Here is a 23,147-nt window from a genome sequence, read left to right on the forward strand (position 1 = left end):
TGGTCCCGAACCAGAACCGCGTCGCCGCCGCCCCCGTTCGATGAACAGGGGTATACGGACACCCACGCAGCCCGTCAACAGGCGAAATGGAACTTTTGCGGATTTTCACGACAGAGACATGACAGAGGCTGGAAGGCGGCCCAGGCGAACAGCGACGCCCTTCCATGACCCGGGGGCATCCGCATCGCGGAACGATCCGTCCCCCTATCCGTAGAACCGCGTCGCCACGGGGGCGGCACGGAGCACGCGCGATGGCGATCAAGGCCCTGAACGACCGCAAGAAGCTGTCGAATGACTTCAACGAAGCCAACGACGCCTTCATCGATGCGGTGCTGAGCGCTCTGAAGGCCGGAGAGATGCCGCTGGAACTGGCGCGCGCCTACCTCGCCCACCCGGTGGCGATGATGCATTCGGACGGGGCGCAGGCGGTGGCCAACTACTTCGACCGCATTCTGGCGCAGCGCCCGCGGATCGACTGGACACCGGGCGAGTAAGGCGATCGCTCAGAGCGCAGGCGGGGAGAAGCCGCCGAAGCTCGCCTCGAGATGGCGGCCGAGCGCCAGGGCGACGTCCTCGCGCCAGGGATGGGCCGCCACCTGCACGCCGATCGGCATCCCCTCCGGCGAGGTCCCGACGCGGACGGCCACCGCCGGCCAACCGGTGAGGTTGTGGTTCTGGGCATAGCCCGCCCCGCGTTGCAGCACCGGATCGAAGCTGGTGCCGTGCGGCGGCGCCACGTAGGGTAGAACCGGGGAGAGCACCGCATCGTAGCCGTGCAGGAACGCGAGCTGCGCGTTGCGGAACGCGTCCCAGCGGTTGAACGCCGCCAGCGCCGCGGTGATGTCGGGCATGGCCGGCGCCGCGCGCGAGTTCAGCGACTGCTCGAACAGCGGGGAGATCCGGTCGGTGCCGATCGATCTCAGGAAGGCGCGGGTGCCGGCGCCGCCGTCGCCCCGGGTCATGTCGTAGTAGATGGCAGCCGCCTTGTCCGCGTCCGGCAGGCGACGCTCCTCGACAGCGAGGCCCGCCTCCGCGAAGGCCCGCGCCGCCGAGCGGATCGCGGCGGCGATCTCCGGGGTCGGGGCGGAGGCGCCGTCGTCGTCGAAGCAGGCGAGCTTCAATCCGCGCAGGACGACCGCGCGGGGATCGCGCAGGGGCATGTCGACGATGGTGTAGTCGGAAAAATCCGGCCCGGCGACGACGGGCAGCGCCAGCGCGAGGTCGTCGACGCGACGGGCGATCAGGCTGACGTGGAACACGCTGTTGCGCGCGCCCATCGGCCGGGGGAACTGCCCGGTGCGCGGAATGCGGCCGGAGGTCGGCTTCAGGGCGGCGAGGCCGCAATAATGCGCCGGCACGCGGATGCTGCCGCCGGCATCGGTGCCGAGGCCGAGGGGCGAACCGCCGGCGGCGACGATCGCCGCCTCGCCGCCGCTGCTGCCGCCCGGGGTGCGGGCGAGGTCGTAGGGGTTGTTGGTGCGGCCGTAGACCAGGTTGTCGGTCTCCAGCGCGCCGGCCAGCTCCGGCACGTTGGTCTTGCCCAGCACGATCGCGCCGGCCGCGCGGAGGCGGGCCACCGCGGTGGCGTCGGCCTTCGGCACGAAGCCGGCGCGGCCGAGCGTGCCGCCGGTGCAGACCACGCCCGCGGTCTCCAGCGTGTCCTTGATCGTGACCGGCACGCCGTGGAGGGGTTTTGGTGCCTCGCCCCGCGCCAGGGCGGCGTCGGCGGCGGCGGCCTCGCGGCGGGCTGACTCCGCCGTGACCTGGACGACGGCGTTGAGCCGTGGGTTGACCGCGGCGATGCGGGCGAGATGCGCCTCCACCACCTCGACCGCACTGTAGCGCCGGCTGCGAATCGCCTCGGCCAGCTCGCCCGCCGAGGCGGCGGTGATGGCGTTCGCCTCGGTCCCACGTGCGGGCGACGCCGCGACGGCCGCAGCCGTCGCGATGCCGCCGAGCAGGGTGCGCCGGTCGATGGTGGGGGTGTCGTGCACGTGCGCCCTCCGCTCAGGTGTGAGGACCGAGGCATCTTCCGTGCCGACGAGGCCGGGAATGACAGGTGGTGCCGCGCATCCCCTCTCCCCGCATGCGGGGAGAGGCCCGCACGGACCTCGTCGTCCGTGCGGGGAGCGAAGGCGAAGCCGAAGCGGCGGTGAGGGGGAGGTGGCGGACGTGGCTCTTCCGGCCAAGCCCCCTCACCTTCGGCTACCGCCTCGCTTGGCCGACGACGAGGTCGGCAAAGCCCTCTCCTCGCACGCGGGGAGAGGGGGTGCACCTTAGTTTGGGTGATGCGTCGTCGGTGCCTTCCGTCAGTACCCCTTCTTCACCTGCGCGAGCGCCCCGGTGAGGCCGCGGGCGATGCGGGCGCGCTCGTCGGGCGAGGCGTCGCGGGCGACGACCACGTATTCCCGGCGCGAGACCAGGGTCAGGCGCTGCAGCCCATATTCCTCGTCCTCGACCTGGGTCAGCTTGGTCCAGAGCGGGTTGAAGCGCCATTGGTGGCGCTCGCCGCGGTGGCTGACGCGGGTGAGCAGGATCTCGAGCTGCGAGATCATCACCTCCTCGAAGGAGCGGCCGCGGCGGAAGCTGACCTTGAGCGCGGCGTAGATCGCCAGCATGTCGAGGCCGAAGAACCCGGCGATCGGCCAGAAGCCCATGCGCCAGCACCACACCGAGATCACCAGGGAGACGAGGCAGCAGCCGGTCATCACCACCTTGAAGCCGACGCGGCTCAGGGATTGGGCCGGCCGGATGGTGGCCGAGAAGACCGGCTGGTCGATGGTGTCGGGATCGAGGCCGTCCGGGTGGACGTGGAGGTTGCCGCTCGCCATGGGGCCAATATAACCCGACGATGCCAGCCAGGAAGCCGCCCGCCGTGAAGAAAGCCGCGATCGGGGCCACGCTCGCCCGACCGATCGTCGCACGCGCCACCCGCGCGCCCGAGCCCGTGGGGCCGGAGACCCTCGTCGAGATCTTCTCCCGCCTGCGGGCGGCCGACCCGGAGCCGCGGGCCGAGCTCGAATTCCTCAACCCCTACACGCTGCTCGTGGCGGTGGTGCTGTCGGCCCAGGCGACCGATGTCGGCGTGAACCGCGCGACCGGGCCGCTCTTCGCCGTCGCCGACAACCCGGAGGCGATGCTGGCGCTGGGCGAGGAGCAGGTGCGCGGGTTCATCCGCACGATCGGGCTGTTCAACACCAAGGCGAAGAACGTCGTCGCGCTCTCGCGCATCCTGGTGGAGCAGCACGGCGGCGCGGTGCCGCGCAGCCAGGCCGAGCTGCAGGTGCTGCCCGGCGTCGGCGCCAAGACCGCGAGCGTGGTGCTCAACGTCGCCTTCGGCGAGCCGCGCATCGCCGTCGACACCCACATCTTCCGCGTGGCCAACCGCATCCCCCTGGTGGTGGCCGCCACCACCGACAAGGTCCAGGCCGGGCTGGAGGCGCTGGTGCCGGAGCCCTTCCGGCTCAAAGCCCACCATTGGCTGATCCTGTTCGGGCGCTACGTCTGCAAGGCGCGCAAGCCCGACTGCCCGCGCTGCCCGATCGCCGACCTGTGCCGCTACCCGGACAAGACGGTGTGAGGGCGGCCCGCGGCTCTATCGTCCAGAGGGAGTGGGAACCCGCGCCTTTACCTTTCCTCTACCGTGATCGAACTTTCGCATCCGTGGGCGACGGCATCGAAGGAGTCGCTCGAAACGCCGACCGTCTCCCTGTCCCGAACGGGAGAAGGGACTGGCGCCCGCTTCGGTACCCGCGGAGCTCGACGAAACCGGCGGCCTTTCCGGGGAAGTGAAGAGCGCACGGCGCGTATCCCCCACCCGGCTAACGCGTTGTGCTGCCAACGCGCTTCGGGTAGTTTGCGGCACGGCCGCCGGAGTTCTGGAGTCATGACTTGTGCCCGCGGCCCGACCTCTCGCGAGGTCTGAACGCCGCGGAATCCGCGCACGTCACGTCGCCCAGGAGCCACGGCCCGATGGACTTCCTCAAACCACGGTACACGCCTATGAACCGCCGCCGTCGCATCTACGAGGGCAAGGCGAAGGTCCTCTACGAGGGTCCGGAGCCGGGAACGCTCATCCAGCACTTCAAGGACGACGCGACCGCCTTCAACGCGAAGAAGCACGAGATCATCGACGGCAAGGGCGTGCTGAACAATCGGATCTCGGAATTCGTCTTCCAGCACCTCAACGACATCGGCGTGCCGACCCATTTCATTCGCCGGCTCAACATGCGCGAGCAGCTGATCCGCGAAGTCGAGATCATCCCGCTCGAGGTGGTGGTGCGCAACGTCGCCGCCGGCTCGCTGGCGACGCGGCTGGGCCTCGAGGAAGGCACGCAGCTGCCGCGCTCGATCATCGAGTTCTATTACAAGAACGACGCGCTCAACGACCCGATGGTCTCCGAGGAGCACATCACCGCGTTCGGCTGGGCCACGCCCCAGGAGATCGACGACATCATGGCGCTGGCGATCCGCGTCAACGACTTCCTGTCTGGCCTGTTCCTCGGCGTCGGCATCCGCCTCGTCGACTTCAAGATCGAGACCGGCCGTCTGTGGGAAGGCGACATGATGCGCATCGTCGTCGCCGACGAGATCTCCCCGGATTCATGCCGCCTGTGGGACATCAAGTCCGCGGACAAGCTCGACAAGGACCGGTTCCGCAAGGACCTCGGGGGGCTGATCGAGGCCTACACCGAGGTCGCCAAGCGTCTCGGCATCATGTCGGAGAACGAGAAGGTCCAGACCGGCGGACCGCGCCTGGTCCAGTAGGCTGGTCGAACCATCCCGCGCGCAGCCGCGCGTGGGTCGAAAGGTTCGGGTCGAAGGCCGGATGATAATGGGGGTCCTGCGCCAGCAGCGGCCCCCATCGCATTTGAAATGCCGCGACCTCGCGGGCGTGGCGGCTTTCGGCCTCCTGCGAGCGCTTCCGGCTCGCCCCCTCGTGGTGATGCAGCACCGCGCCCGGCGCCACCAGCGTGCGATGGCCGGCCGCATTCAGGCGCAGGCATAGGTCGACGTCGTTGAAGTCCACCGGGAAGTGCTCGGCGTCGAAGCCGCCGACCGCGCGGAATTTCCGCGCCTCGACCACGAGGCACGCGGCGGTGACGGCCGAGACCGCGTGCGTCGCCTGGAGGCGCATCCCGTAGCCGGGGGCGTCGCCCGGAAAGTGCCGGTGCGCGTGGGTCGCCAGCCCGCCGGTGCCGAGCACGATGCCGCCGTGCTGGATCCGCCCCGCCCCGTCGAGCAGCTTGGCGCCGACCGCGCCGACCTCCGGCCGCAGCGCCTCGCGCACCATCCGCCCGAGCCAGCCCGGCGCGAAGGCCTCGACGTCGTTGTTGACGAAGGCGAGCACCGCGCCCTGCGCCAGGGCGGCGGCGGCGTTGTTCATGCCGGCGAAGTCGAAGGGGCCGGGGCAGTCGACGATGCGCACCCCCTCCCCTTCCAGGATGCGGAAATAGGCCCGCGTCTCGGGCGCGCCGCTGTCGTTGTCGGCGACCAGGATCTCGAGGTTCGGCCAACCGGTCTGCGTGCGCAGGCTTTCCAGGCAAGGCCGCAGCAGGTCGACCCGGTCGCGGGTCGGCACGATCACGCTGACGAGCGGGAGTGGGTCGGGCAGCGGATGCAGGACGACGACGATGCCGTCGGGTTCACGCGCGAGTTCCGTCTCGGCCCGCCCGGTGCGGTCGAGGTGGCGGCGGAGGATCGCGAGACGCCGATCCAGCGAATGCTCCTTCTGCGGACTCGATGTTTCCACCTCGCCGACCGGCCCCCTCTCCCGTCCGGGAGAGGGTTGGGGTGGGGGATGCGACCGCGCCGGAAAGACCTGGCCCCTCACCCTGTCCCTCTCCCGAACGGGAGAGGGGACCCGCGCCGGGCTTCGGCCACCGGCGCCGCCCACATCGGCCCCGATTTGAACCGACGCGATCCCCGGCAGGTGCCCGATCGCGCCGACGCCGTAGCGCTCGGCGATGCGCAGCACGGCCTCCAGCGCAGAGATCTCCGCATCCGCGCCGGCGATCTGCAAAAAGCTCGTTCGGCGCAGCGCCAGCACTGGGCCGAGCCAATCGACGGCCATCAGGTAGTCCGCATCGAAGGCCGGGCGCAGCAGCGGGAACACCGGCCCCCCGGGCGTCGGCTGGATCAGCGCGTCGCCGTAGAGCGCGTGCAGGCTGGGATCGGCGGCGAAGGCGTCGGCGAAGGTTCGGCGGGCGCCCGCGACGAGGGCATGGCCCGGCGCGGTGAGCACGTGCAGGTCGGGCTCGTCCGCCGCCTCGCGTTCGATCGGGAAGCGGTCGAGGATGGCGGCCGGCAGCGCCAGTTGGTGGTCGATCCCGACGAGGGCGGCGAGGCGCTGCCGAGCGCGCAGGCGCCGGCCGGTCAGCCGCGCCCAGAGGATGTCGAGGGCCCGCCGCGGGTGACGCGCCAGGGTGGCGACGATGCCGGGGGGGCTTACGCGCGCCATGGCTATTCCAGGTCCTCGCCGAAGGTCGTGAGCGACAGGCCTGGATGGTAGTACGGGTCGTGCCGGATCGCGTCGCGCCAGCGCTCGGCGAACCGGGCGGCCTCCTGTTCGAATCGGACGCGTTTAACCCCGACCGAAGGGCCGCGGCTCACCGATTCGAGATGGGCCAGGGTCGCTGCCGGCGTCCACATCGTCTTGCGTCCGGTGGCTCCGAGGCGGAGGCAGAAATCCACGTCGTTGAAGTCGACCGGGAACGCCTCCGCGTCGAAGCCGCCGACGGCGAGGTAGTTTTCCCGTGAAACAGCAAGGCACGCGGCGGTGACCGCCGAGACCTCGTGCGCGACGCGCAGGCGCCCGAGATGCCCTGTGGTGTCGCCCGGGCGCTTGCGCAGGATGTGCCCGGCCCGGCCGCCGAGCCCGACGACGACGCCGGCATGCTGCAGCGTGCCGTCGGCGTAGAGCAGCTTGGCCCCGACCGCACCGACTTTAGGCCGCAGCGCCTGCCTCACCATCGCGTCGAGCCAATCGGGGCGCAGCACCGCCACGTCGTTGTTGAGCAGGACGACGACCGACCCGGTCGCGGCGGCGACCCCGGCGTTGACCATCGCCGAGAAGTTGAACGGCGCGTCGTAGGCCACGATCGCGACCCGCGGGTCGCGCCGGAGCGCGTCGTAATGCGCGAGCACGGCCGGATCGGTCGAGCCGTTGTCGACGATCACGCATTCGATCGCGGGATAGGCGGTCTCGTGCAGCACGCCGCGGCAGACCCGTTCGATCAGGTCGAGCCGATCGCGCGACGGGATCACGATGCTGACGCGTGGCGCTGGATCGGGCAGCGGCCAGAGCAGGTCGACCACGCGATCGCGGATCATGGGCTCGGCGACAGCGGTCCGATGCTGGATGAGCAAATCGGCGCGCGCGGCCGCATCCGGGTCGGCGCCGACCGTCTCGGCCAGCACGCGCGGCAAGTGTGCCACGCCGGCCGCGGCCTGCCCGAGCATCAGGTCGAGGGCGAGGGGAAAGGTTTCCCTCGGCCCGACCGGACCATCCGGCAGCCGCGCGAGCAGGGCCGGCGCAGCGAGCCAGGGCCGGCCCTGGTAGCCGGTGACGCGCGCGAGGTCGGGGCTCCAATCGGGCTTCAGCCGCGGGGCGCCGCCGCGCAACTCGTCGGCATAGATCAAGTCGGCCTGCCCGATTTCAGTGGCGAGCAAGCCCAGCGCCTCCGATACGAGGCGGTCTCCGGCGCGGAGGAGGCAGTGGGAGGCGTCCCCGACGAGATCGCGAAGGCTGCGGTCGTCCCGCCACGGCGCGTGCGCGATTCGGGGGTCGTCGAGCGTGGCTTGGTGGGGGGCCTCATGCAGGACGACGGCGCGCCAGCCGGGATGGCTCTGCGTCCGCAGGCTACCGAGCGTCGCAGCGAGGCTTTTGGAATCCGCATCCGCCAGGACGAGCACGCGGATTGCCATTGGATCGCGGGTCCCCTCTCCCGTTCGGGTGAGGGACAGGGTGAGGGGCGTGACCTTTCCGGAAAGACCTGACCCCTCACCCCAACCCTCTCCCGAACGGGAGAGGGGGTCGGTCGCAGCCGCCGCGTTCCGTCGGTCCATGCCGCCACGGGGTTCGGGCAGCGGTGCGGCCCGCTCCGCCGCCCAATCCGGAAATCGCGCGCGCGGCGTCACCGCGCAGGTGCCGCGGAGGGTGTCGCGGTAGCGGCGTTCGTCGCCGCGCAGGCCTTCGTAGAGCGCGGAGATTCCGCGCAAGGGCTTGGTCGCCAGGGCCTGCAGGAACAGGCTCGCCGTGCTGCGGCGCCCGACGCGCTCCAGCACGAAGCCGGGTTCGGCGGCGAGGTGGATCTCGCACAGGTCGTCCGGCAGCAGACCGAGCCAGTGGGCGTAGGCCTGTGTGACGCCGGGCAGCACCACGTCCTCGACGCCCTCCGCTCGGACCAAGCGAAGCATCGGCCGGCGCGGGCGAGTCGTCGGCGGTTCGCGATAGGTGAGGACGATCCAGCCGCCGCCCGCCATCTCCGGCAGCACCAGGCGCCGGTCGAAGACCGGGTCGGCGGCCGGCACGAGGCGGAACGGGGTCGCGCCCCCGAGGCGGGCGGTCAGGCGCGGAACGGGCCGTGTCCCGGCTGCGGCCTCACTGCGCGGCGCCCGCCTCGACGGGGGCTTCGGACGTCGTCGCTTGAGACGGCGCCGCGGCCACCGGGGCGCGGCGGCGGGGTTTCGGCTTCGTCGGCGCTTTCGGGGCGCCGCCCAGGCCGACCACGATCTCGTAGTCGGCGCTCATCGCCGCGGGGACTGGGATGTCGTCCTCCACCATCGAGGTGAAGCCCTGCGCCTCGCCGGGGCCGACCACCACCGCGACGCGGCGGGTGCGCGTGGTGACGGTCTTGTCGTCGTGCTTGATCGCGATGGTGAAGGGCACGTCGAACCGGCCCGCCGCGCCGGAGGGACCGAGCAGGACGCGCGCCTCGACGCCGACCTTGACGGAGATCGACCCGTCCGCCCGCCGGGTGCATTCGCGGGCGACGCGCCCGAGGGAGACCTGGCTGCGGATGCCGGCCGCCGTGGCACCGGGCGGGTTGGTGAGCGCGGCGCCGCCCTCCGGCACGTCGACGGTCGGGCAATAGGCCGCCTCGAGTTCCTTGGGCTGCGACGGGGGCACGGTGGTGCCGCCGTACTTGAACAGGTTGGAGAAGACGTTGCCCTCCTCGGCGCCCGCCGGCGCCGCGCCGAGCGCCAGGACGAGCCCACAGAGGGCCACTCGTCCGATCCCCAAAGCCCCGATCATGTCGCGCCTCCCGATGGTCACTTCAGGCTGTCGAACCCGGCGGCGAAGCCCTTCATCGACAGTGGGATGCCGACGCCCTCTTCCGGCGTCTGGAACACGATGAAGGTCGCCTGCGTGCCGGCCTTGAACTGGCGCACGAGGCCCTCGTCCATCACCACCTCGGCGACACAGCCGGTGGTGAGGCAGCGCACGAAGCCGGCGCGGCCGACATCGGTCTGGTCGATCTTCAGCCCGAGCCCGGAGGGCAGCAGCACGCCGAGCGGCGCCACCACGCGGAGCAGGTAGCCGCGGTTGTCGGCGGTCTTCAGCACGATCACGACGAGGGTGAGGTTCGGCCGGTCCTCGGCGGCGAGGTACTGCACCATGGCGCATTGCTCGGCCTTGGCCCCGGCCGGCGTCTCGCAGCGCAGCTGCCAATCCTCGAAGGTCTTGCGCACCATCCCCTGCGCCTGAGCCGCCCCGCCCAGGCCGGCGAAGAATCCGGCGCCGAGCACGCCAGCGGCGAGGGCCGCGGATGCCAGGCCCAAGGCCGGGCGCCGGACGCGATCGAAACTCCTCCCGAAACTCCTGCGCAGCCGCACGGACGATCCCTTCACGAGCGTACCCCGAACCCCCCGCGGGCGGGGCCTTGCCGAAAACCCGGGTGTTCCGACCATGCGGGGGCCGGCGCTGTCAAGCGAGGCACACGCGCAGGCGCGGCATTCGAGGGAAGCCGACACTCGGTTCAGTCCGCGGAGCCGTCGAACACGCGGGACCCGGCCTTCCGCGGACCAAATGTTGCCGCAATGCGCTATCCCCCGAATGCGGCGCGGCCTAGATATCGCTGCGATGCATCACCACACGAGAGCCGGCGCCATGCGTGTCCTCGCCCTGACCGTCCTGCTGCTCGGCGCCTCCGGCGTCGCCGCGACGGCCGAGCCGCTTCCCATCGGCGAGACGACCTATGTCGAGCGCTCGCTCAACCACGACGGCCTGCTCACGGTGGAACACCCGCCGGTTGAGCGGAACCCCTACGGCCGCCGCAACGGCAACGCCGCCATCGCCGGCTTCTGCCGCGAGGGCGGCTTGGTCCGCCGCCGCGACGAATACGGCAACCCGATCATCGTCCGCCAGCGCGAGCTCTGCGACAGCGTCGCCCCCCGCACCCTGGCCCCCGGCGAGGTCGACCCGCGCCCGACCTGGCCGGCCGAACGCGTGTCCCGCGAGCGGGTGCTTCGCTCGAAGGGTTGAGGGGGCGCTGCCTTCGATACTGCGGCCGAGGGCGTCATGACTTCTCGCGACGCACCCCTCCCCTCTCTGCGCGGGAGGGAATGTTCCGCTCACGCCCTCATCCGTAACGATGCAGCGCCGTGCCGTTGCGCTTGAGCCAGGCTTCCGCCGCGTCGACCTCGGGGCAGAGCTGGCCCAGCAGGGTCCAGAACCGGGCCGAGTGGTTCATTTCGCGCAGGTGCGCCATCTCGTGGGCGACGAGGTAGTCGAGCACGAAGGGCGGCGCGAGGATCAGGCGCCAGGAGAAGTTGAGGGCGCCGCCCGCGGTGCAGGAGCCCCAGCGGCTGCGCGTGTCGCGCACGGTGATCCGCACCGGCCCCTGGCCGAGCTTGGCGGTGTAGTGCGTCACCGCGCGCGCGAGGTCGGCCCGCACTGCCTCGTCGAGGAAGGCCCGCACCCGGCGGGCGACGTGCTCGGGGCCGCACGAGACCGAGAGCGTGGGCTCGGCCCCTTCCTCGATGCGGGTGATCCCGCTGCGCGAGCCCCGCCGCACGATCCGGTGCGGCACGCCGCGCAAGGGCACCATCGCGCCTTCTGCGAGCGGCACCCGTTCGGGCACGCGGGCGAGGCGGGCGGCGATCCAGCCGCCGTGACTCACGGCGAAACGCTGCGCCGTGCTGATCGCGCTGCGGGCCGGCAGGGTGATCACCACCTCGCCGGTCGCGGCCGAGACGCGCAGCGTCAGGCGCCGCGCGGTCGGGCGTCGGCGTACCGCGATGCGGTAGGTCTCGCCCGCGTGGACGATGTCGAGATGGTCGGGATCGGGACGTCGCAGCAGCGCGAAGGGCATGACGACAGTCTAGCTCCGCCGCCCCCGCCCCTAAAGGGCGAAGGCCACAGATTCTTGCGGTCGTCCGCTCAGCTCGCGAGCCGCAGCGGCCGCTCGGCGGCGGGCAGCCCCTGCATCTCGCGCACGAAGGCGGCGATGCGGGGGGCGATGACCGTGCGGTAGCGCGAGCCGTTGAACACGCCGTAATGCCCGACGCCCGGCTGCAGGTGGTAGGCCTTGCGCTCGGCCGCCAAGTTCGGCGTCAGGTCGAGGGCGGCGAGCGTCTGGCCGACGCCGGAGATGTCGTCGTTCTCGCCTTCCACCGCGAGGATCGCGCAGTTTCGGATCGCCGTCAGGTCGACCGGGACGCCGTGGTGGCGCATCGTGCCCTTGGGCAGGTCGTGGTTCACGAACACCGTCTCGACGGTCTGGAGGTAGAACTCGGCCGTCAGGTCCATCACCGCCAGGTACTCGTCGTAGAACGCGCGGTGCTTTTCGGCCGAGTCGCCGTCGCCCTTCACGAGGTGGTCGAACATGTCGGAATGGGCGTCCCTGTGCCGGTCGAGGTTCATCGCCATGAACCCCGCCAGCTGCAGGAAGCCGGGATAGACCGCCCGGAACGCGCCCGGATGGATCGGCGGCACGTAGGAGATGGTGTTCGACTCGAACCACGCCTGCCCGCGCTCCTGCGCCATGCAGTTCACGGCGGTGGGCGAACGGCGGGTGTCGATCGGCCCGCCCATCAGGGTCATCGAGACCGGCACGCCGGGGTCGCCGGCCGCCTCCATCACCGCCACCGCGGCGAGCACCGGAACCGCCGGCTGGCACACGGCCATGACGTGGAGGTCCGGCCCGAGGGCGGCGAAGATCGCCTTGCAGTAGTCGATGTAGCTGTCGAGATCGAACCGCCCGGCGAGCAGCGGCACCATGCGCGCATCCGACCAGTCGGTGATGAAGACGTCGTGGTTCGGCAGCATCGCCTCGACGGTGCCGCGCAGCAGCGTGGCGTAGTGCCCCGACATCGGCGCCACCAAGAGGAGCTTGGGCTGCGGCTCGGCCGGCGGGTTGGCGAAGGCGCGCTCGAACGCAATCACCCGGCAGAACGGCCGCTCCCACACCACCCGCTCGGTCACCGGCACGGCGACGCCGTCGACGACCGTCTCGGACAACCCGAAGGCCGGCTTGCCGTAGCGGCGGGTGGCGCGCTCGAACATCTCGCACCCGGCCACCATCGAGCGGGCATAGGGGGAGTAGGAGAGCGGGTTGGCCGGGTTCTGCAGCCCGAACCACGCCATGTCGGCGGCCATGCGCGCCGGCGCCATCATGTACCGCATGCCCTCGAAGGCAGTGTAGGCGAGATCCATTCGAGCCATGGGAACGCTCCTTCACCCGGACGTCGACGTGGGGCGTCGCAGGCAACCACCTTACCACGGCGATGGTTCCGGGGAAGGCCGGCTGCGCAGACGTGCCGACGGTCGCGCGAGCGTGATGCGATCGGTGTCAGCGCGGGCGTGTTCGCTGTCGTCGCCCCGGCGGATCGACCGGCGCGCCCTCAGGCCCGCCCGGCGCTCACCGAGAGCATGGCCGGGTCGATGCCGTTGCCGCGCAGCGCCCGGTCGTACTTGCCGGCCAGATCCGCGTGGAAGATCAGGTCCGGGTCGGCCGGGCAGTTGAGCCAGCCGTTGGCCATGATCTCGCTCTCGAGCTGGCCCGCCTGCCAGCCGGCATAGCCCAGCGCCAGCACGGCGCTGGCCGGCCCGTCGCCGGCCGCGATCGCGCGCAGGATCTCGACGGTGGCGGTGAGGCAGATGCCGTCGTCGATGATCAGCGTCGACTGGTCGATGTGGAAGTCGTCGGTGTGGAGCACGAAGCCGCGCTTGCCCTCGACCGGGCCGCCCATCAGCACCGGCATGTGGCCGACCCGCTCGCGCAGGCGGATCGCGTCGGCCTCGCCCGCCACGTCGAGCTGCACCAGCAGGTCGGGCATCGACAGGTCGGTCACCGGCTTGTTGACGATGATGCCCATGGCGCCGTCGGCCGAGTGCGCGCAGACGTAGATGACGGATCGGGCGAAGCGCGCATCCGCCATCCCCGGCATCGCCACGAGGAACTGGCCGTCGAGGTAGGCGGGATCGCTGGAAGCGGGCGTCGGTGTCGAAGGCCTGGGCATCCCGGCATGCTACGCTCAGCCCCCCCGATGTCCAGCGGACAAAACGCCGTGCAGCCCCGGCCTCGCGGGCGCGCGGACGGCCGCGTCTCGCTCGACAGCCCCGGCGGGCCGCGCTAGGTCACCGGCCATCCGAAGCGGTGCCGTCCCGCGACGCGCCGGCGCCGTTCCGGGTCGCATCGCGACGGGGAACGGCACCAAGCTCTTCTCGTGACGTGCGTCCTTCGCCGAACCGGCGTCCCCTTCGGCGGACCGCACTTTAGTAAGGAACGTTCAGCCATGACGATTCAGGTCGGCGATCATCTGCCCCAGGCCACCTTCCGCATCACCGGCCCCGAGGGTCCCCTGGCCAAGACCACCGACGACGTGTTCAAGGGCCGCCGCGTCGTGCTGGTCGGCGTGCCGGGCGCCTTCACCCCGAGCTGCCACCGCAACCACCTGCCTGGCTTCGTCGCCAACAAGGATGCGCTCCTCGCCCGCGGCGTCGACGCCATCGCCGTCACCTCGGTCAACGACGTGTTCGTGCTCGAAGCGTGGTCGAAGGCCAGCGGCGCGGAAGGGCTCGAGTTCCTGGCCGACGGCAACGGCGACTTCGCCAAGGGCCTCGGTCTCGAGATGGACGGCAGCGGCTTCGGCCTCGGCCTCCGCTCCAAGCGCTACGCGATGCTGGTCGAAGACGGCGTGGTGCGCGTGCTCAACGTCGAGGAATCGCCCTCGAAGGCCGACACCTCGAGCGCTGAAGCGCTGCTCAAGGTGATCTGAACCCAAGGGTTCGGTCGGACGGGGGCGCGGCGGACCCGCGCCCTCGAATGGCCACCTTCCCGTTGCGAATTGCGGCCCGTCCAACCTCAGGGGCCGCATGTCCTTCCTGCACGAACTGCCGATCGCCGACCTGATCGCCTCCTACGGCTACGTCGCGATCTTCGTCATCATCACCCTGGAGAGCGCCGGCGTGCCGATGCCGGGCGAGACGGTGCTGATCTCTTCGGCGGTCTACGCCGGCACCACCGGCAACCTCAACATCGCGCTGATCATCGCCGCCGCCGCGGCCGCCGCGATCATCGGCGACAACCTCGGCTACTGGGTCGGCCGGCGCTGGGGCATGCCGCTGCTGCTGCGCTACGGCCGCCTGATCGCCCTCGACCACGGCCGACTCAAGCTCGGGCAGTACCTGTTCCGCGAGCATGGCGGGAAGATCGTCTTCTTCGGCCGCTTCACCGCGATGCTGCGGGCCTACGCGGCGCTGCTCGCCGGGGTGAACCGGCTCGACGCCCGCCGCTTCATGCTGTTCAACGGGCTCGGCGGCCTCACCTGGGCGACCGCCATGGGCCTCGGCTCGTACTATTGCGGCCGCTCGATCGAGACCATCGCCGGCCCCGTCGGGCTGGCGCTGCTGGCCGTGGTGATCTTCGGCGGCCTGGCCCTGTGGCTGTTCGTGCGCCGCCACGAGACGCGGCTGCTGGCCGAAGCGGAGCGCGCGATCCCCGGCCCCCTCGCCTGAGCGGCGGCGAGCCGTTCAGCGCCTGGTCTTGAACGGCGCCATCGCGGCCACCGCAAGGGCGTCGACGCGGTTGTTCAGCGGGTCGCTGGCGTGGCCCTTGACCCAGTGCCACTCGACCGCGTGCCGGGTGCGGGCCTCGTCGATGCGGCGCCACAGGTCCTCGTTCTTCACCGGCTTCTTGTCGGCGGTTCGCCAGCCGCGCGCCTTCCAGCCGTGGATCCAGGTGGTGACGCCCTGGCGCAGGTACTGCGAGTCGGTGAACACGTCGACGCGGCAGGGCCGCTTGAGCGCTTCCAGCGCCTCGATCGCGGCGAGCAGCTCCATGCGGTTGTTGGTGGTGTGCGCCTCGCCTCCCGAGATCTCGCGGCGCGTGTCGCCGTAGATCAGGATCGCGCCCCAGCCGCCGGGGCCGGGATTTCCGGAGCAGGCCCCGTCCGTGTAGATCTTCACTCGGGTGGGGGCCTCGTCGGTCGCCGCCTCGCTCATCGCGTCCACCCGTAGGCGGCGGCATCCCGGGCCTGCCGATGGAAGGTCAGGCGGCGATCGTACTCGCGCGGGTCCTTCGGCTGGACCAGGGCGCCCGGCGGCACGTTCAGCCAGTCGACCAGCCGGGTCAGCATGAAGCGGAGCGCCGCACCGCGGCACAGGATCGGCAGGGCCTCGACCTCCGCCGGCTCCAGCGGGCGCACCCCCTCGTAGCCGGCGATCAGCGCCGCGCCCATGTCGCGGTGGTAGGTGCCGTCAGGGGAGAAGCACCAGGCGTTGAGGCAGATCGCGAGGTCGTAGGCGAAGGCATCCGTGCAGGCGAAGTAGAAGTCGATCAGCCCCGACAGCCCGTCGCCGATGAAGAACACGTTGTCGGTGAACAGGTCCGCATGGATCACGCCGCCGGGCAGGTTCGCGGGCCACGCGGCCTCGAGCCAGGCGAGGTCGTCGCGGGTGCGCGCGGCGAGGCCGGCCGAGACCACGTCGGCCTGGCTCGCCGCCTGGTCGAAGAGCGGGCGCCAGGCTCCGACCGAAAGGCTGTTGTCGCGGCGCATCCCGAAGTCGGCGCCGGCGGAGTGGAGCCGCGCCAGCGCCTGGCCGAGCTCGGCGCAGTGATGCGCGGTCGGCGCCTTGACCGAGACCCCATCGAGGAAGCTGACGATCGCCGCCGGGCGGTCGCAGAGGGTGCCAAGCGCCGTGCCGTCGCGGTTGCGGATCGGCTGCGGGCAGGCGAGCCCGCGGGTCGCCAAGTGCTCCATCAGGTTGATGAAGAACGGCAGGTCGCCGGCCCGCACCCGCTTCTCGTACAGGGTGAGGATGTAGGCGCCGCCGGTGGTGTGCAGGAAGAAGTTGGTGTTCTCGACGCCTTCCGCGATCCCCTTGTAGGAGAGCAGCCCGCCGATCTCGTAGTCGGCGAGGAAGTCGGTCAAAGCCGCGTCGGATACCTCGGTGTAGACGGCCACGGCGCTTCTTTTCTGACGATCTTCAGGTCAATCGGCACACGACGATGTGTCCCGCCGGCCCAAGCCGGCGGGACGGGCGGATGATCGCACCCGCCACCCAAAGTCGCAAAAACCTACTCGGCGGCTTCGCTGCGCAGCTCGCGCGGCAGCGGGAAGACCATGTCCTCGACCACCGTCTGCACCGTGTCGACCGTCACCGTGTAGCGGGCGGCGAAGGCGTCGATGATCTCCTCCACCAGCACCTCGGGGGCCGAGGCGCCGGCGGTGAGGCCGAGCTTGGTGATGCCCTCGAAGGCCGGCCAGTCGATCTCCTCGGCGCGGAGAACGAGGCGAGTGATCGGGCAGCCGACGCGCTCGGCGACCTCGCGCAGGCGCTGCGAGTTCGAGGAGTTCGAGGAGCCGACGACGATCAGCGCGTCGACCAGCGGTGCGATCTGCTTCACCGCCTCCTGGCGGTTGGTGGTGGCGTAGCAGATGTCGTCCTTGTGCGGCCCGGTGATGGTCGGGAATTTTTGCTTCAAGGCCGCGACGATGTGGAGGGTGTCGTCCACCGAAAGCGTGGTCTGCGTCACCCAAGCGAGATTGTTGGGATTCTCGGGGGTCAGCGCCGCGATCTGCTCCAGGTCCTCGACCAGGGTGATCGAGCCCTTGGGCAGCTGGCCCATGGTGCCGACGACCTCCGGGTGGCCGGAATGGCCGACGAGGAGCACGTGGCGGCCGCGCTTGTGGTGGATCTCGGCCTCGCGGTGGACCTTGGTCACCAGCGGGCAGGTGGCGTCGATGGTGATCAGGCCGCGGTTGTCGGCGTTGGCCGGCACGGTCTTCGCGACGCCGTGCGCGGAAAAGATCACCGGCGCCTCGCCGTCGGGGACCTCGTCGAGCTCGCGCACGAACACCGCGCCTTTGCGCTTCAGGCTCTCGACCACGTACTTGTTGTGCACGATCTCGTGGCGGACGTAGACCGGCGGCCCGTAGATCGCGAGCGCGCGCTCGACCACGTCGATCGCCCGCACCACGCCGGCGCAGAAGCCGCGGGGGGCCGCGAGCAGGATCTCCAGCGGCGGCTTGACCGTTGCGGTGGCCCCGTCCGAGGCGGTGTCGAGATTCGTGATGGCGCTCATGATCCGGGATGTGGCGAGGGGAGACCCGCCCTGTCAACCGGGCGGCCGCGGCAAACCCACCGCGTGGTCGAACCGTATAGCACGTTTGCCGGCGCGGGTGACCCCCGCGGGCGACGGTTCGTCTGCGCGGGTTTTTCGGGCGGAGGTGAGCGCTAGCAGGAGCCGCCGACGTCACCTCTTCCCTTCCCCGGCAGTGGGGGAGGGAAGAGGTGGTGTCCTCGTCTGCACGATGCGTGAAGCTGGCAGCCCCTGAGAGAAGGCGCCACCGGTGCGCCCCGCGATCCGTCAGGGGGCGACGGTGAAGGTCGCCGACTTCGGCGGGATGCCGTCGCCGGAAACGGTGACCCGGTATCGGCCGGCCTGCCAGCCGTCCTTGAAGGTGACGGTGAAGCTGATCAGGTTCTTCGCGACGTCGTCGAGGACGACCTTGCTCTGGTAGAACGTGTCGTCCGCCTCGCCGCCCGCCGCCTTCAGCTTGGTCCAGTCCGCGACCAGGGTGGTGCCGGCCGGCACGCCGGACGGGGTGAACTGGAGCAGCACCGCCTCCTCGCCCGCCTTGAAGGTAGTCTTGGCCTCGCCGGCGTTCGAGGTTTTCAAGCGCAGGTCGACCACGTTCGCCTCGGGGCGGGCAAGGTCGAGGGCCTGCTCCTGGCCGGCGGGCGTCAGGCGCAGGCCCGTGAGCCGCCACATGTCGGCGTCGCGCACGGCCTTCACGAACACCTTGCCGTCTCCCTTCGGCCCGGTGGCGGTGAAAGTCAGGTCGGCGCTGCCGTCGCCCTTGCCGTCGTCGGTCTTGATCGAGCCGCCCGCGCTGCCGGCGGTGATCGGGGCGCCCAGGCGCTCGATCGCCTGCGGGCTGGCCTGCAGCCGCACTACCGCGAGCTTGTAGGGCTCGGACTCGTTCAGCAGGGTGCTGACGCCGAGGACGACGCCCAGGATCAGGAGGCCGAACAGGGCGAGCGAGCCGACCATCGCCACGACGCCCCAGATCGCCCATGTCCGCTGGACCCGCTGGAAATGCTCGACGCTGGTCCAGCGCCCGTTCCGCCACGCCCAGGCGCTGCCCTTCGCGCCGAGCACGAACGGCATCACGAAGCCGACGAACGGCGCGAACACCAGGAGCGCCAGGAAGGTGTTGTTGCCCAGGCCCCAGATCCAGTTGAGCAGGAAGGCGCCCCAGTTCCAGCGGTCGAGTTCCGGCGGGATCTCCCGCGGCAAGCCGAGTCCCGGGGCCGATCCGGGCAAAGGCGCGGCGGAACCGGGCGCGGGGGCAGCGGGGGGCAGGGTCGCGGTCGACATGGTCCAAGTCCGGGAGCTCGATCGAACGTGTCCGGCCCGCGCGCCCCGACGACCCGGGTGCGAGCTCAGGCCGCACCGTCCTGATAGCGGCCGATCGCGGGTCCCGCCCGGGGGAGGACTTGGCCCTCCGTCCCGCTTTCGTATCCGCGCGTCCCGAATCCCGGAATTCGAGACGCGCCCGGCGCCGTTCGGGCTCCCTATGCCCTCGTCTCAGGCGGCCCGCAGCGAGGCGAGCATGCGGCCCATCTCGGCGTCGAGGTGCTCGGACTGGCGCGACAGCTCGGTGGCCGAGATCAGCACCTGGGAGGCCGCCGCGCCGGTCTCGTCGGCCGCCGCCGCGAGTCCGCCGACGTTGGCCGTCACCGCCCCCGTCCCGGACGCCGCCTCGCTGACGTTGCGCACGATCTCCTGCGTCGCCGCGCCCTGCTCCTCCACCGCCGCAGCGATCGAGGCCGAAACCCCGGAGATCTCGCGGATCCGGCCGGCGATGGCGTCGATCGCCGCGACCGCCTGACGGGTCGAGGCCTGCATCCGCCCGATCTGGCCGCCGATCTCGTCGGTGGCCCGCGCCGTCTGCGCGGCGAGCTCCTTCACCTCCGTGGCCACCACCGCGAAGCCGCGGCCGGCTTCGCCCGCGCGCGCCGCCTCGATCGTGGCGTTCAGGGCCAGCAGGTTGGTCTGGCCGGCGATCGACGAGATCATCGCCACCACGTCGCCGATCCGGGACGCCGCCTCGCTCAGCTCCTGCACCACGGCCGCCGTCTGCGCGGCCTCGGCCACGGCACCCTGCGCCAGCGCCGACGAGCCGCCGACCTGCCGCCCGATCTCCAGCACCGACGCGCCGAGCTCCTCGGCGGCGGCCGCCACGGTGTTGACGTTGGAGGCCGCCTCCTCGGCGGCCATCGCCACCGTCGTCGACTGCGAGGCCGTCTGCGTCGCGGTCGCGGTCATGCTCTGCGCCGTCGCCTGCAGCTCGGTCGCCGCCGCGGTCACGGTGGCGACGATGCCGCCCACCGAGCGCTCGAAGGTGTCGGCCATCTGGCGCATCGCGTCCTTGCGCTGCGCCTCGGCGCCGGCCCGCGCCAGGGCGGTGTCGGCCTCCAGCGCGCGCATCCGCAGCAGCGCGTCCTTGAACACCTGCACCGCGTCGGCGACGCGACCCATCTCGGTGCGGGTGCCCTGGAGCGGGATCGCCACGCCGAGGTCGCCCTCGGCCAGGGCCTGCATCGGCCGCACGACGCGGTCGATCCCGCGCCCGACGCCGACGGTCAGCAGCACCGCCATCGCGACCGCGAGGACCAGAGCCGCCCCGAGGGCGGCCACGATCCAGAACCGGGTGCGCTCGACGGAGACCACGGCGGCGGCCTCCGCCCGCGCCGCGCCCTCGGCGTTGAGCGCGATGATCTTCTCCAGCGTGATCGAGGCCTTGCGGCGGGTCTCGATCCCCTTCGACTGGTACACCGCCAGCGCCTCGGCCTTCTCGCCGGCGCGCGAGTGGGCGAGGATCGGGGCCTCGGTCGCCGTGAAGGCGCGCCAGTCACTCACGAAGGCCTCGTACAGCGCCCGCTCCTCGGGGGAGGTGATGTTGCGCGCGTAGGTCGCGATCGCCGCGTCGATCGTCTGGTTGCGCTGGGCGATGTCGGCATCGATCGCGGCCAGCGCCTTCGGCTCGGTCGTCAGCATGTGGCGCAGCAGGCTGGTGGTGTAGCGGCCGGTCAGGGCATCGACGACGCCGGCATCCCGCACGCTCGGCAACCAGTTCGTCTGCACGTCCACCAGCAGCCCGTTGACGCTCGAGACGCCGACGAGGCCGAGCATGCCGAGCCCGAGCAGGAACGCGGTCAACGTCGCGAAGGCGGCGACGAGCTTGGCACGGATCGAGAGGATTTTCAGCGACACGACGGACTCCGGGAATATTGTCTTCAGCGGATCATGCTCCCCCGAACATTGCCCTCCTCAGGTCTAGGGGCGCAGCGTTAATGAATACAAAAGTTCAACCGCAAACTGCAGCTGCGCCGCATGGACGGGGTTTCGCGCAGCGCCCGCCCCTAAGGCCGCGCCGTCGCCCCCCCTCAAGGCCGCGCCGTGGGCCGGCCGGGTGACGAACGGCACGCGCAAAGCCCTCGCGCCTCCGCGCCGGCCGCGGTAAGGGCAGGACGTCTAGTCCAAGACTTCCGGTCCAAGACCTCTCGTCCAAGACCTCCCGTCCAAGACCTCCCGTCCAAGACCTCCCGTCCAAGACCTCCCGTCCAAGACCTCCCGTCCTCGCGATCAGGCACTTCATGGCGAGCCCGGCCGAACATGCGAGCTTCCTGCCGCCGGTGCTGACGTTCCTGTCGGCGGCGGTGATCGGCGTGCCGATCTTCCGGCTGCTGGGGCAGAGCGCGGTGCTCGGCTACCTCGTGGCCGGCGTTCTGATCGGCCCGTCCGGCCTGTCGCTGATCGCCGAGCCGGAGACGGCGGCGAGCGTCGCCGAGATTGGCGTGGTGCTGCTGCTGTTCATCGTCGGGCTGGAGCTGCACCTGTCGCAGCTCGTCTCGATGCGCCGCGACATCTTCGGGCTCGGCACGGCGCAGCTCGTCGTCTGCGCGATCGTGCTCGGAGGCCTCGGCGTACTGTTCGGCGCGGCGCCCAGCGCCAGCGGGATCATCGGCATCACGCTCGCGCTCTCGGCCACCGCGGTGGCGCTGCAGCTGCTGGAGGAGCGCGGCGACCTCAGCACCGCCTACGGCAGCCGCGCCTTCGCGGTGCTGCTGTTCCAGGACATCGCGGTCGTCGGCATCCTGGCGGTGATGCCGCTGCTGGCGTCCGCCGGCGGCGGCAGCGGCGCGCCCTGGCTCGGGGACGCCGCACTCTCCACGGGCAAGGCGCTGGCGGCGATCGTCGCCGTGGTGCTCGTCGGCCGCTACGGCCTGAACCGGTTCTTCCGCCTGCTCGCCGCGAGCGGCGCCCGCGAGGTGATGACGGCGGCCGCACTCCTGGTGGTGCTCGGCACCGCGCTGCTGATGCAGGAGGTCGGCCTGTCGATGGCGATGGGCGCGTTCCTGGCCGGCATCCTGCTCTCGGAATCGAACTTCCGCCACCAGCTCGAGGCCGACATCGAGCCGTTCCGCGGCATGCTGCTCGGCCTGTTCTTCATGAGCGTCGGCATGTCGATCGACGGGGAGCTGGTGCGCGCGGTCTGGCCGCTCCTGTTCGGGGCGACGCTGGCCGCGATCCTGGTCAAGGTCGCCCTCGTGGCCGGGCTGTTCCGCCTGTTCGGCTCGACCTGGCTCGACGCGGTGCGCGGCGCCGCGATCCTGGCGCCGGCCGGCGAGTTCGCCTTCGTGCTGCTGCCGCTCGCGGGCTCCCTGGGGCTCACCGACGCCACCGCGACGCGCTTCGCGGTGGCGCTGGCCGCGCTCACGATGCTGATCGGCCCGGTGGCGGCCAAGGGCCTCGACAAGGCCCTCGACGTCGTCCGCGCCCGCCGCGGCGGCGAGGCGCTGCCGGCGACGGACGTGGTCGAGAGCGCGGAGGCGCGCGTGCTGGTGATCGGCTTCGGCCGGTTCGGGCAGATCCTGACGCAGGTTCTGCTCGCCGAGGGCGTCGGCGTGACCGTGATCGACAAGGACGTGGAGCAGATCCGTTCGGCCTCGCGCTTCGGCTTCCGGATCTACTACGGCGACGGCACGCGCCTCGACGTGCTGCGCGCCGCCGGCATCGGCCGGGTCGACTTCGTCTGCCTGTGCCTCGACGACGCGGAGGCGAGCCTGAAGATCGTCGACATCGTCCACGAGGAGTTCGAGTCGGTGCGCACCTACGTCCGCGCCTACGACCGGATGCACGCCGTGGAGCTGATGAACCGCGACGTGGACTACGTCGTCCGCGAGACCGCCGAATCCGCCCTCGCCTTCGGCCGCGCCACCCTGGAGGGCCTCGGGCTGTCCTCCGCCGACGCCGCGGCGCGAGTCGAGGACGTCCGCAAGCGCGACGTCGCCCGCCTCGTGCTGCAGCAGGCCGGCGCGTTGCCCGAGGGCGGCGGCTGGATGCGCGGCATCGGCGTGGCCGAGATGAAGCCCGAGCCGCTCACCGCCCCGCAGCGCCCCGCCCGCGCGCTCAGCGCCGAGACCCGCGACATCATCGGCAACGACCGCCGCGAAGCCGCCGGCCGCATGCTCGACCGCCCGCCGACGGAGACCGCCGAGGCCCGGGCCGAGCGCGAGGCCGAAGCCGAGGCGCAGGCCGAGGCCGACGCCCGCGCGGAGGCGGAGGCTCAGGCCGAACGCGCGCTCCGGACCCCGGCGATGGAGGTTCAGAACGGTGAGCGGTGAGACC

At 71.3% G+C, this 23,147-nt stretch carries 21 protein-coding genes; 7 read left to right on the plus strand and 14 right to left on the minus strand.

Translation table 11 applies throughout. The annotated features are described in order from the left end of the window. Window positions 1-251: 251 nt before the first annotated feature. A complete protein-coding gene (locus FV226_RS14960; protein WP_147763535.1) occupies window positions 252-494 on the plus strand; it encodes a hypothetical protein in 243 nt (80 codons plus the stop codon). 9 nt (window positions 495-503) lie between these two features. Here FV226_RS14960 and FV226_RS14965 read toward each other — a convergent pair whose 3' ends face one another. Then, the gene (locus tag FV226_RS14965) at window positions 504-1,994 is read right to left on the minus strand and encodes an amidase (RefSeq protein WP_187278764.1); all 1,491 of its coding nucleotides are present in this window, start codon (window positions 1,992-1,994) and stop codon (window positions 504-506) included. A 315-nt stretch (window positions 1,995-2,309) separates the two neighbouring features. Next, entirely contained in the window at window positions 2,310-2,831 is a 522-nt protein-coding gene (locus tag FV226_RS14970) for a DUF2244 domain-containing protein (RefSeq protein WP_147751283.1), read from the minus strand. Between the two features lie 20 nt (window positions 2,832-2,851). Here FV226_RS14970 and nth point away from each other — a divergent pair, with 20 nt between their 5' ends. Both nth and purC read left to right on the plus strand, forming a co-directional pair. Continuing rightward, entirely contained in the window at window positions 2,852-3,580 is a 729-nt protein-coding gene (nth, locus tag FV226_RS14975; protein WP_147763537.1) for an endonuclease III, read from the plus strand. A gap of 392 nt (window positions 3,581-3,972) precedes the next feature. After that, window positions 3,973-4,767, plus strand: a complete 795-nt coding sequence (gene purC / locus FV226_RS14980; protein ID WP_147728905.1) for a phosphoribosylaminoimidazolesuccinocarboxamide synthase — start codon at window positions 3,973-3,975, stop codon at window positions 4,765-4,767. On the opposite strand, the gene FV226_RS28625 is transcribed toward purC, so the two are convergent. The 4 genes from FV226_RS28625 to FV226_RS15000 all read right to left on the minus strand — a co-directional run bounded on the left by FV226_RS28625 (window position 4,715) and on the right by FV226_RS15000 (window position 9,750). After that, the gene (locus tag FV226_RS28625; RefSeq protein WP_246691607.1) at window positions 4,715-6,460 is read right to left on the minus strand and encodes a glycosyltransferase; all 1,746 of its coding nucleotides are present in this window, start codon (window positions 6,458-6,460) and stop codon (window positions 4,715-4,717) included. The two genes, purC and FV226_RS28625, sit on opposite strands and share 53 nt — an antisense overlap. Before the next feature lie 2 nt (window positions 6,461-6,462). After that, a complete protein-coding gene (locus FV226_RS14990) occupies window positions 6,463-8,484 on the minus strand; it encodes a glycosyltransferase (RefSeq protein WP_147763558.1) in 2,022 nt (673 codons plus the stop codon). A 118-nt stretch (window positions 8,485-8,602) separates the two neighbouring features. Next, entirely contained in the window at window positions 8,603-9,256 is a 654-nt protein-coding gene (locus FV226_RS14995; RefSeq protein ID WP_246691608.1) for a hypothetical protein, read from the minus strand. Window positions 9,257-9,273: 17 nt separating this feature from the next. Continuing rightward, window positions 9,274-9,750 (minus strand): invasion associated locus B family protein, encoded by a 477-nt coding sequence (locus FV226_RS15000; protein WP_246685385.1) that lies wholly within the window; start codon window positions 9,748-9,750, stop codon window positions 9,274-9,276. Window positions 9,751-10,111: 361 nt separating this feature from the next. Here FV226_RS15000 and FV226_RS15005 point away from each other — a divergent pair, with 361 nt between their 5' ends. Further along, on the plus strand, window positions 10,112-10,486 hold the full coding sequence (locus FV226_RS15005; RefSeq protein WP_147751280.1) for a hypothetical protein: 375 nt from the start codon (window positions 10,112-10,114) through the stop codon (window positions 10,484-10,486). Window positions 10,487-10,583: 97 nt separating this feature from the next. Here FV226_RS15005 and FV226_RS15010 read toward each other — a convergent pair whose 3' ends face one another. The 3 genes from FV226_RS15010 to FV226_RS15020 all read right to left on the minus strand — a co-directional run bounded on the left by FV226_RS15010 (window position 10,584) and on the right by FV226_RS15020 (window position 13,464). Beyond that, window positions 10,584-11,315: a SprT family zinc-dependent metalloprotease gene (locus FV226_RS15010; protein WP_147751279.1), complete on the minus strand. Its 732-nt coding sequence runs from the start codon at window positions 11,313-11,315 to the stop codon at window positions 10,584-10,586. A gap of 68 nt (window positions 11,316-11,383) precedes the next feature. Further along, window positions 11,384-12,658, minus strand: a complete 1,275-nt coding sequence (phaZ, locus tag FV226_RS15015) for a polyhydroxyalkanoate depolymerase (RefSeq protein WP_147763560.1) — start codon at window positions 12,656-12,658, stop codon at window positions 11,384-11,386. Between the two features lie 188 nt (window positions 12,659-12,846). Then, window positions 12,847-13,464 carry a YqgE/AlgH family protein gene (locus tag FV226_RS15020; protein WP_147751278.1) on the minus strand — a complete coding sequence of 206 codons (618 nt, stop codon included), beginning with the start codon at window positions 13,462-13,464 and terminating at the stop codon, window positions 12,847-12,849. Window positions 13,465-13,740: 276 nt separating this feature from the next. Between FV226_RS15020 and FV226_RS15025 the strand changes: the two genes are divergently transcribed. Then, window positions 13,741-14,223 carry a peroxiredoxin gene (locus FV226_RS15025; RefSeq protein WP_147751277.1) on the plus strand — a complete coding sequence of 161 codons (483 nt, stop codon included), beginning with the start codon at window positions 13,741-13,743 and terminating at the stop codon, window positions 14,221-14,223. A 97-nt stretch (window positions 14,224-14,320) separates the two neighbouring features. After that, complete coding sequence (locus FV226_RS15030) at window positions 14,321-14,962, plus strand: DedA family protein (RefSeq protein ID WP_147751276.1); 642 nt, start codon at window positions 14,321-14,323, stop codon at window positions 14,960-14,962. A 15-nt stretch (window positions 14,963-14,977) separates the two neighbouring features. Here the strand turns inward: FV226_RS15030 and rnhA are convergent, their stop codons facing one another. The 5 genes from rnhA to FV226_RS15055 all read right to left on the minus strand — a co-directional run bounded on the left by rnhA (window position 14,978) and on the right by FV226_RS15055 (window position 20,729). Beyond that, window positions 14,978-15,448 (minus strand): ribonuclease HI, encoded by a 471-nt coding sequence (rnhA, locus tag FV226_RS15035; RefSeq protein ID WP_147751275.1) that lies wholly within the window; start codon window positions 15,446-15,448, stop codon window positions 14,978-14,980. Then, a complete protein-coding gene (locus tag FV226_RS15040) occupies window positions 15,445-16,410 on the minus strand; it encodes a homoserine kinase (RefSeq protein WP_147763539.1) in 966 nt (321 codons plus the stop codon). The genes rnhA and FV226_RS15040 overlap by 4 nt, the downstream gene beginning before the upstream one ends. 113 nt (window positions 16,411-16,523) lie before the next feature. After that, window positions 16,524-17,531, minus strand: coding sequence for a 4-hydroxy-3-methylbut-2-enyl diphosphate reductase (gene ispH / locus FV226_RS15045; protein ID WP_147751273.1), 1,008 nt, complete (start codon window positions 17,529-17,531; stop codon window positions 16,524-16,526). Window positions 17,532-17,816: 285 nt separating this feature from the next. After that, window positions 17,817-18,749 (minus strand): cytochrome c oxidase assembly factor Coa1 family protein, encoded by a 933-nt coding sequence (locus tag FV226_RS15050; protein WP_147751272.1) that lies wholly within the window; start codon window positions 18,747-18,749, stop codon window positions 17,817-17,819. 291 nt (window positions 18,750-19,040) lie between these two features. Then, window positions 19,041-20,729 (minus strand): MCP four helix bundle domain-containing protein, encoded by a 1,689-nt coding sequence (locus FV226_RS15055; RefSeq protein ID WP_147751271.1) that lies wholly within the window; start codon window positions 20,727-20,729, stop codon window positions 19,041-19,043. Between the two features lie 383 nt (window positions 20,730-21,112). Here FV226_RS15055 and FV226_RS15060 point away from each other — a divergent pair, with 383 nt between their 5' ends. After that, on the plus strand, window positions 21,113-23,143 hold the full coding sequence (locus FV226_RS15060) for a monovalent cation:proton antiporter-2 (CPA2) family protein (RefSeq protein ID WP_147763540.1): 2,031 nt from the start codon (window positions 21,113-21,115) through the stop codon (window positions 23,141-23,143). Window positions 23,144-23,147: the final 4 nt, after the last annotated feature.

This window comes from Methylobacterium sp. WL12, from assembly GCF_008039475.1.
GTDB lineage: Bacteria > Pseudomonadota > Alphaproteobacteria > Rhizobiales > Beijerinckiaceae > Methylobacterium > Methylobacterium cerastii.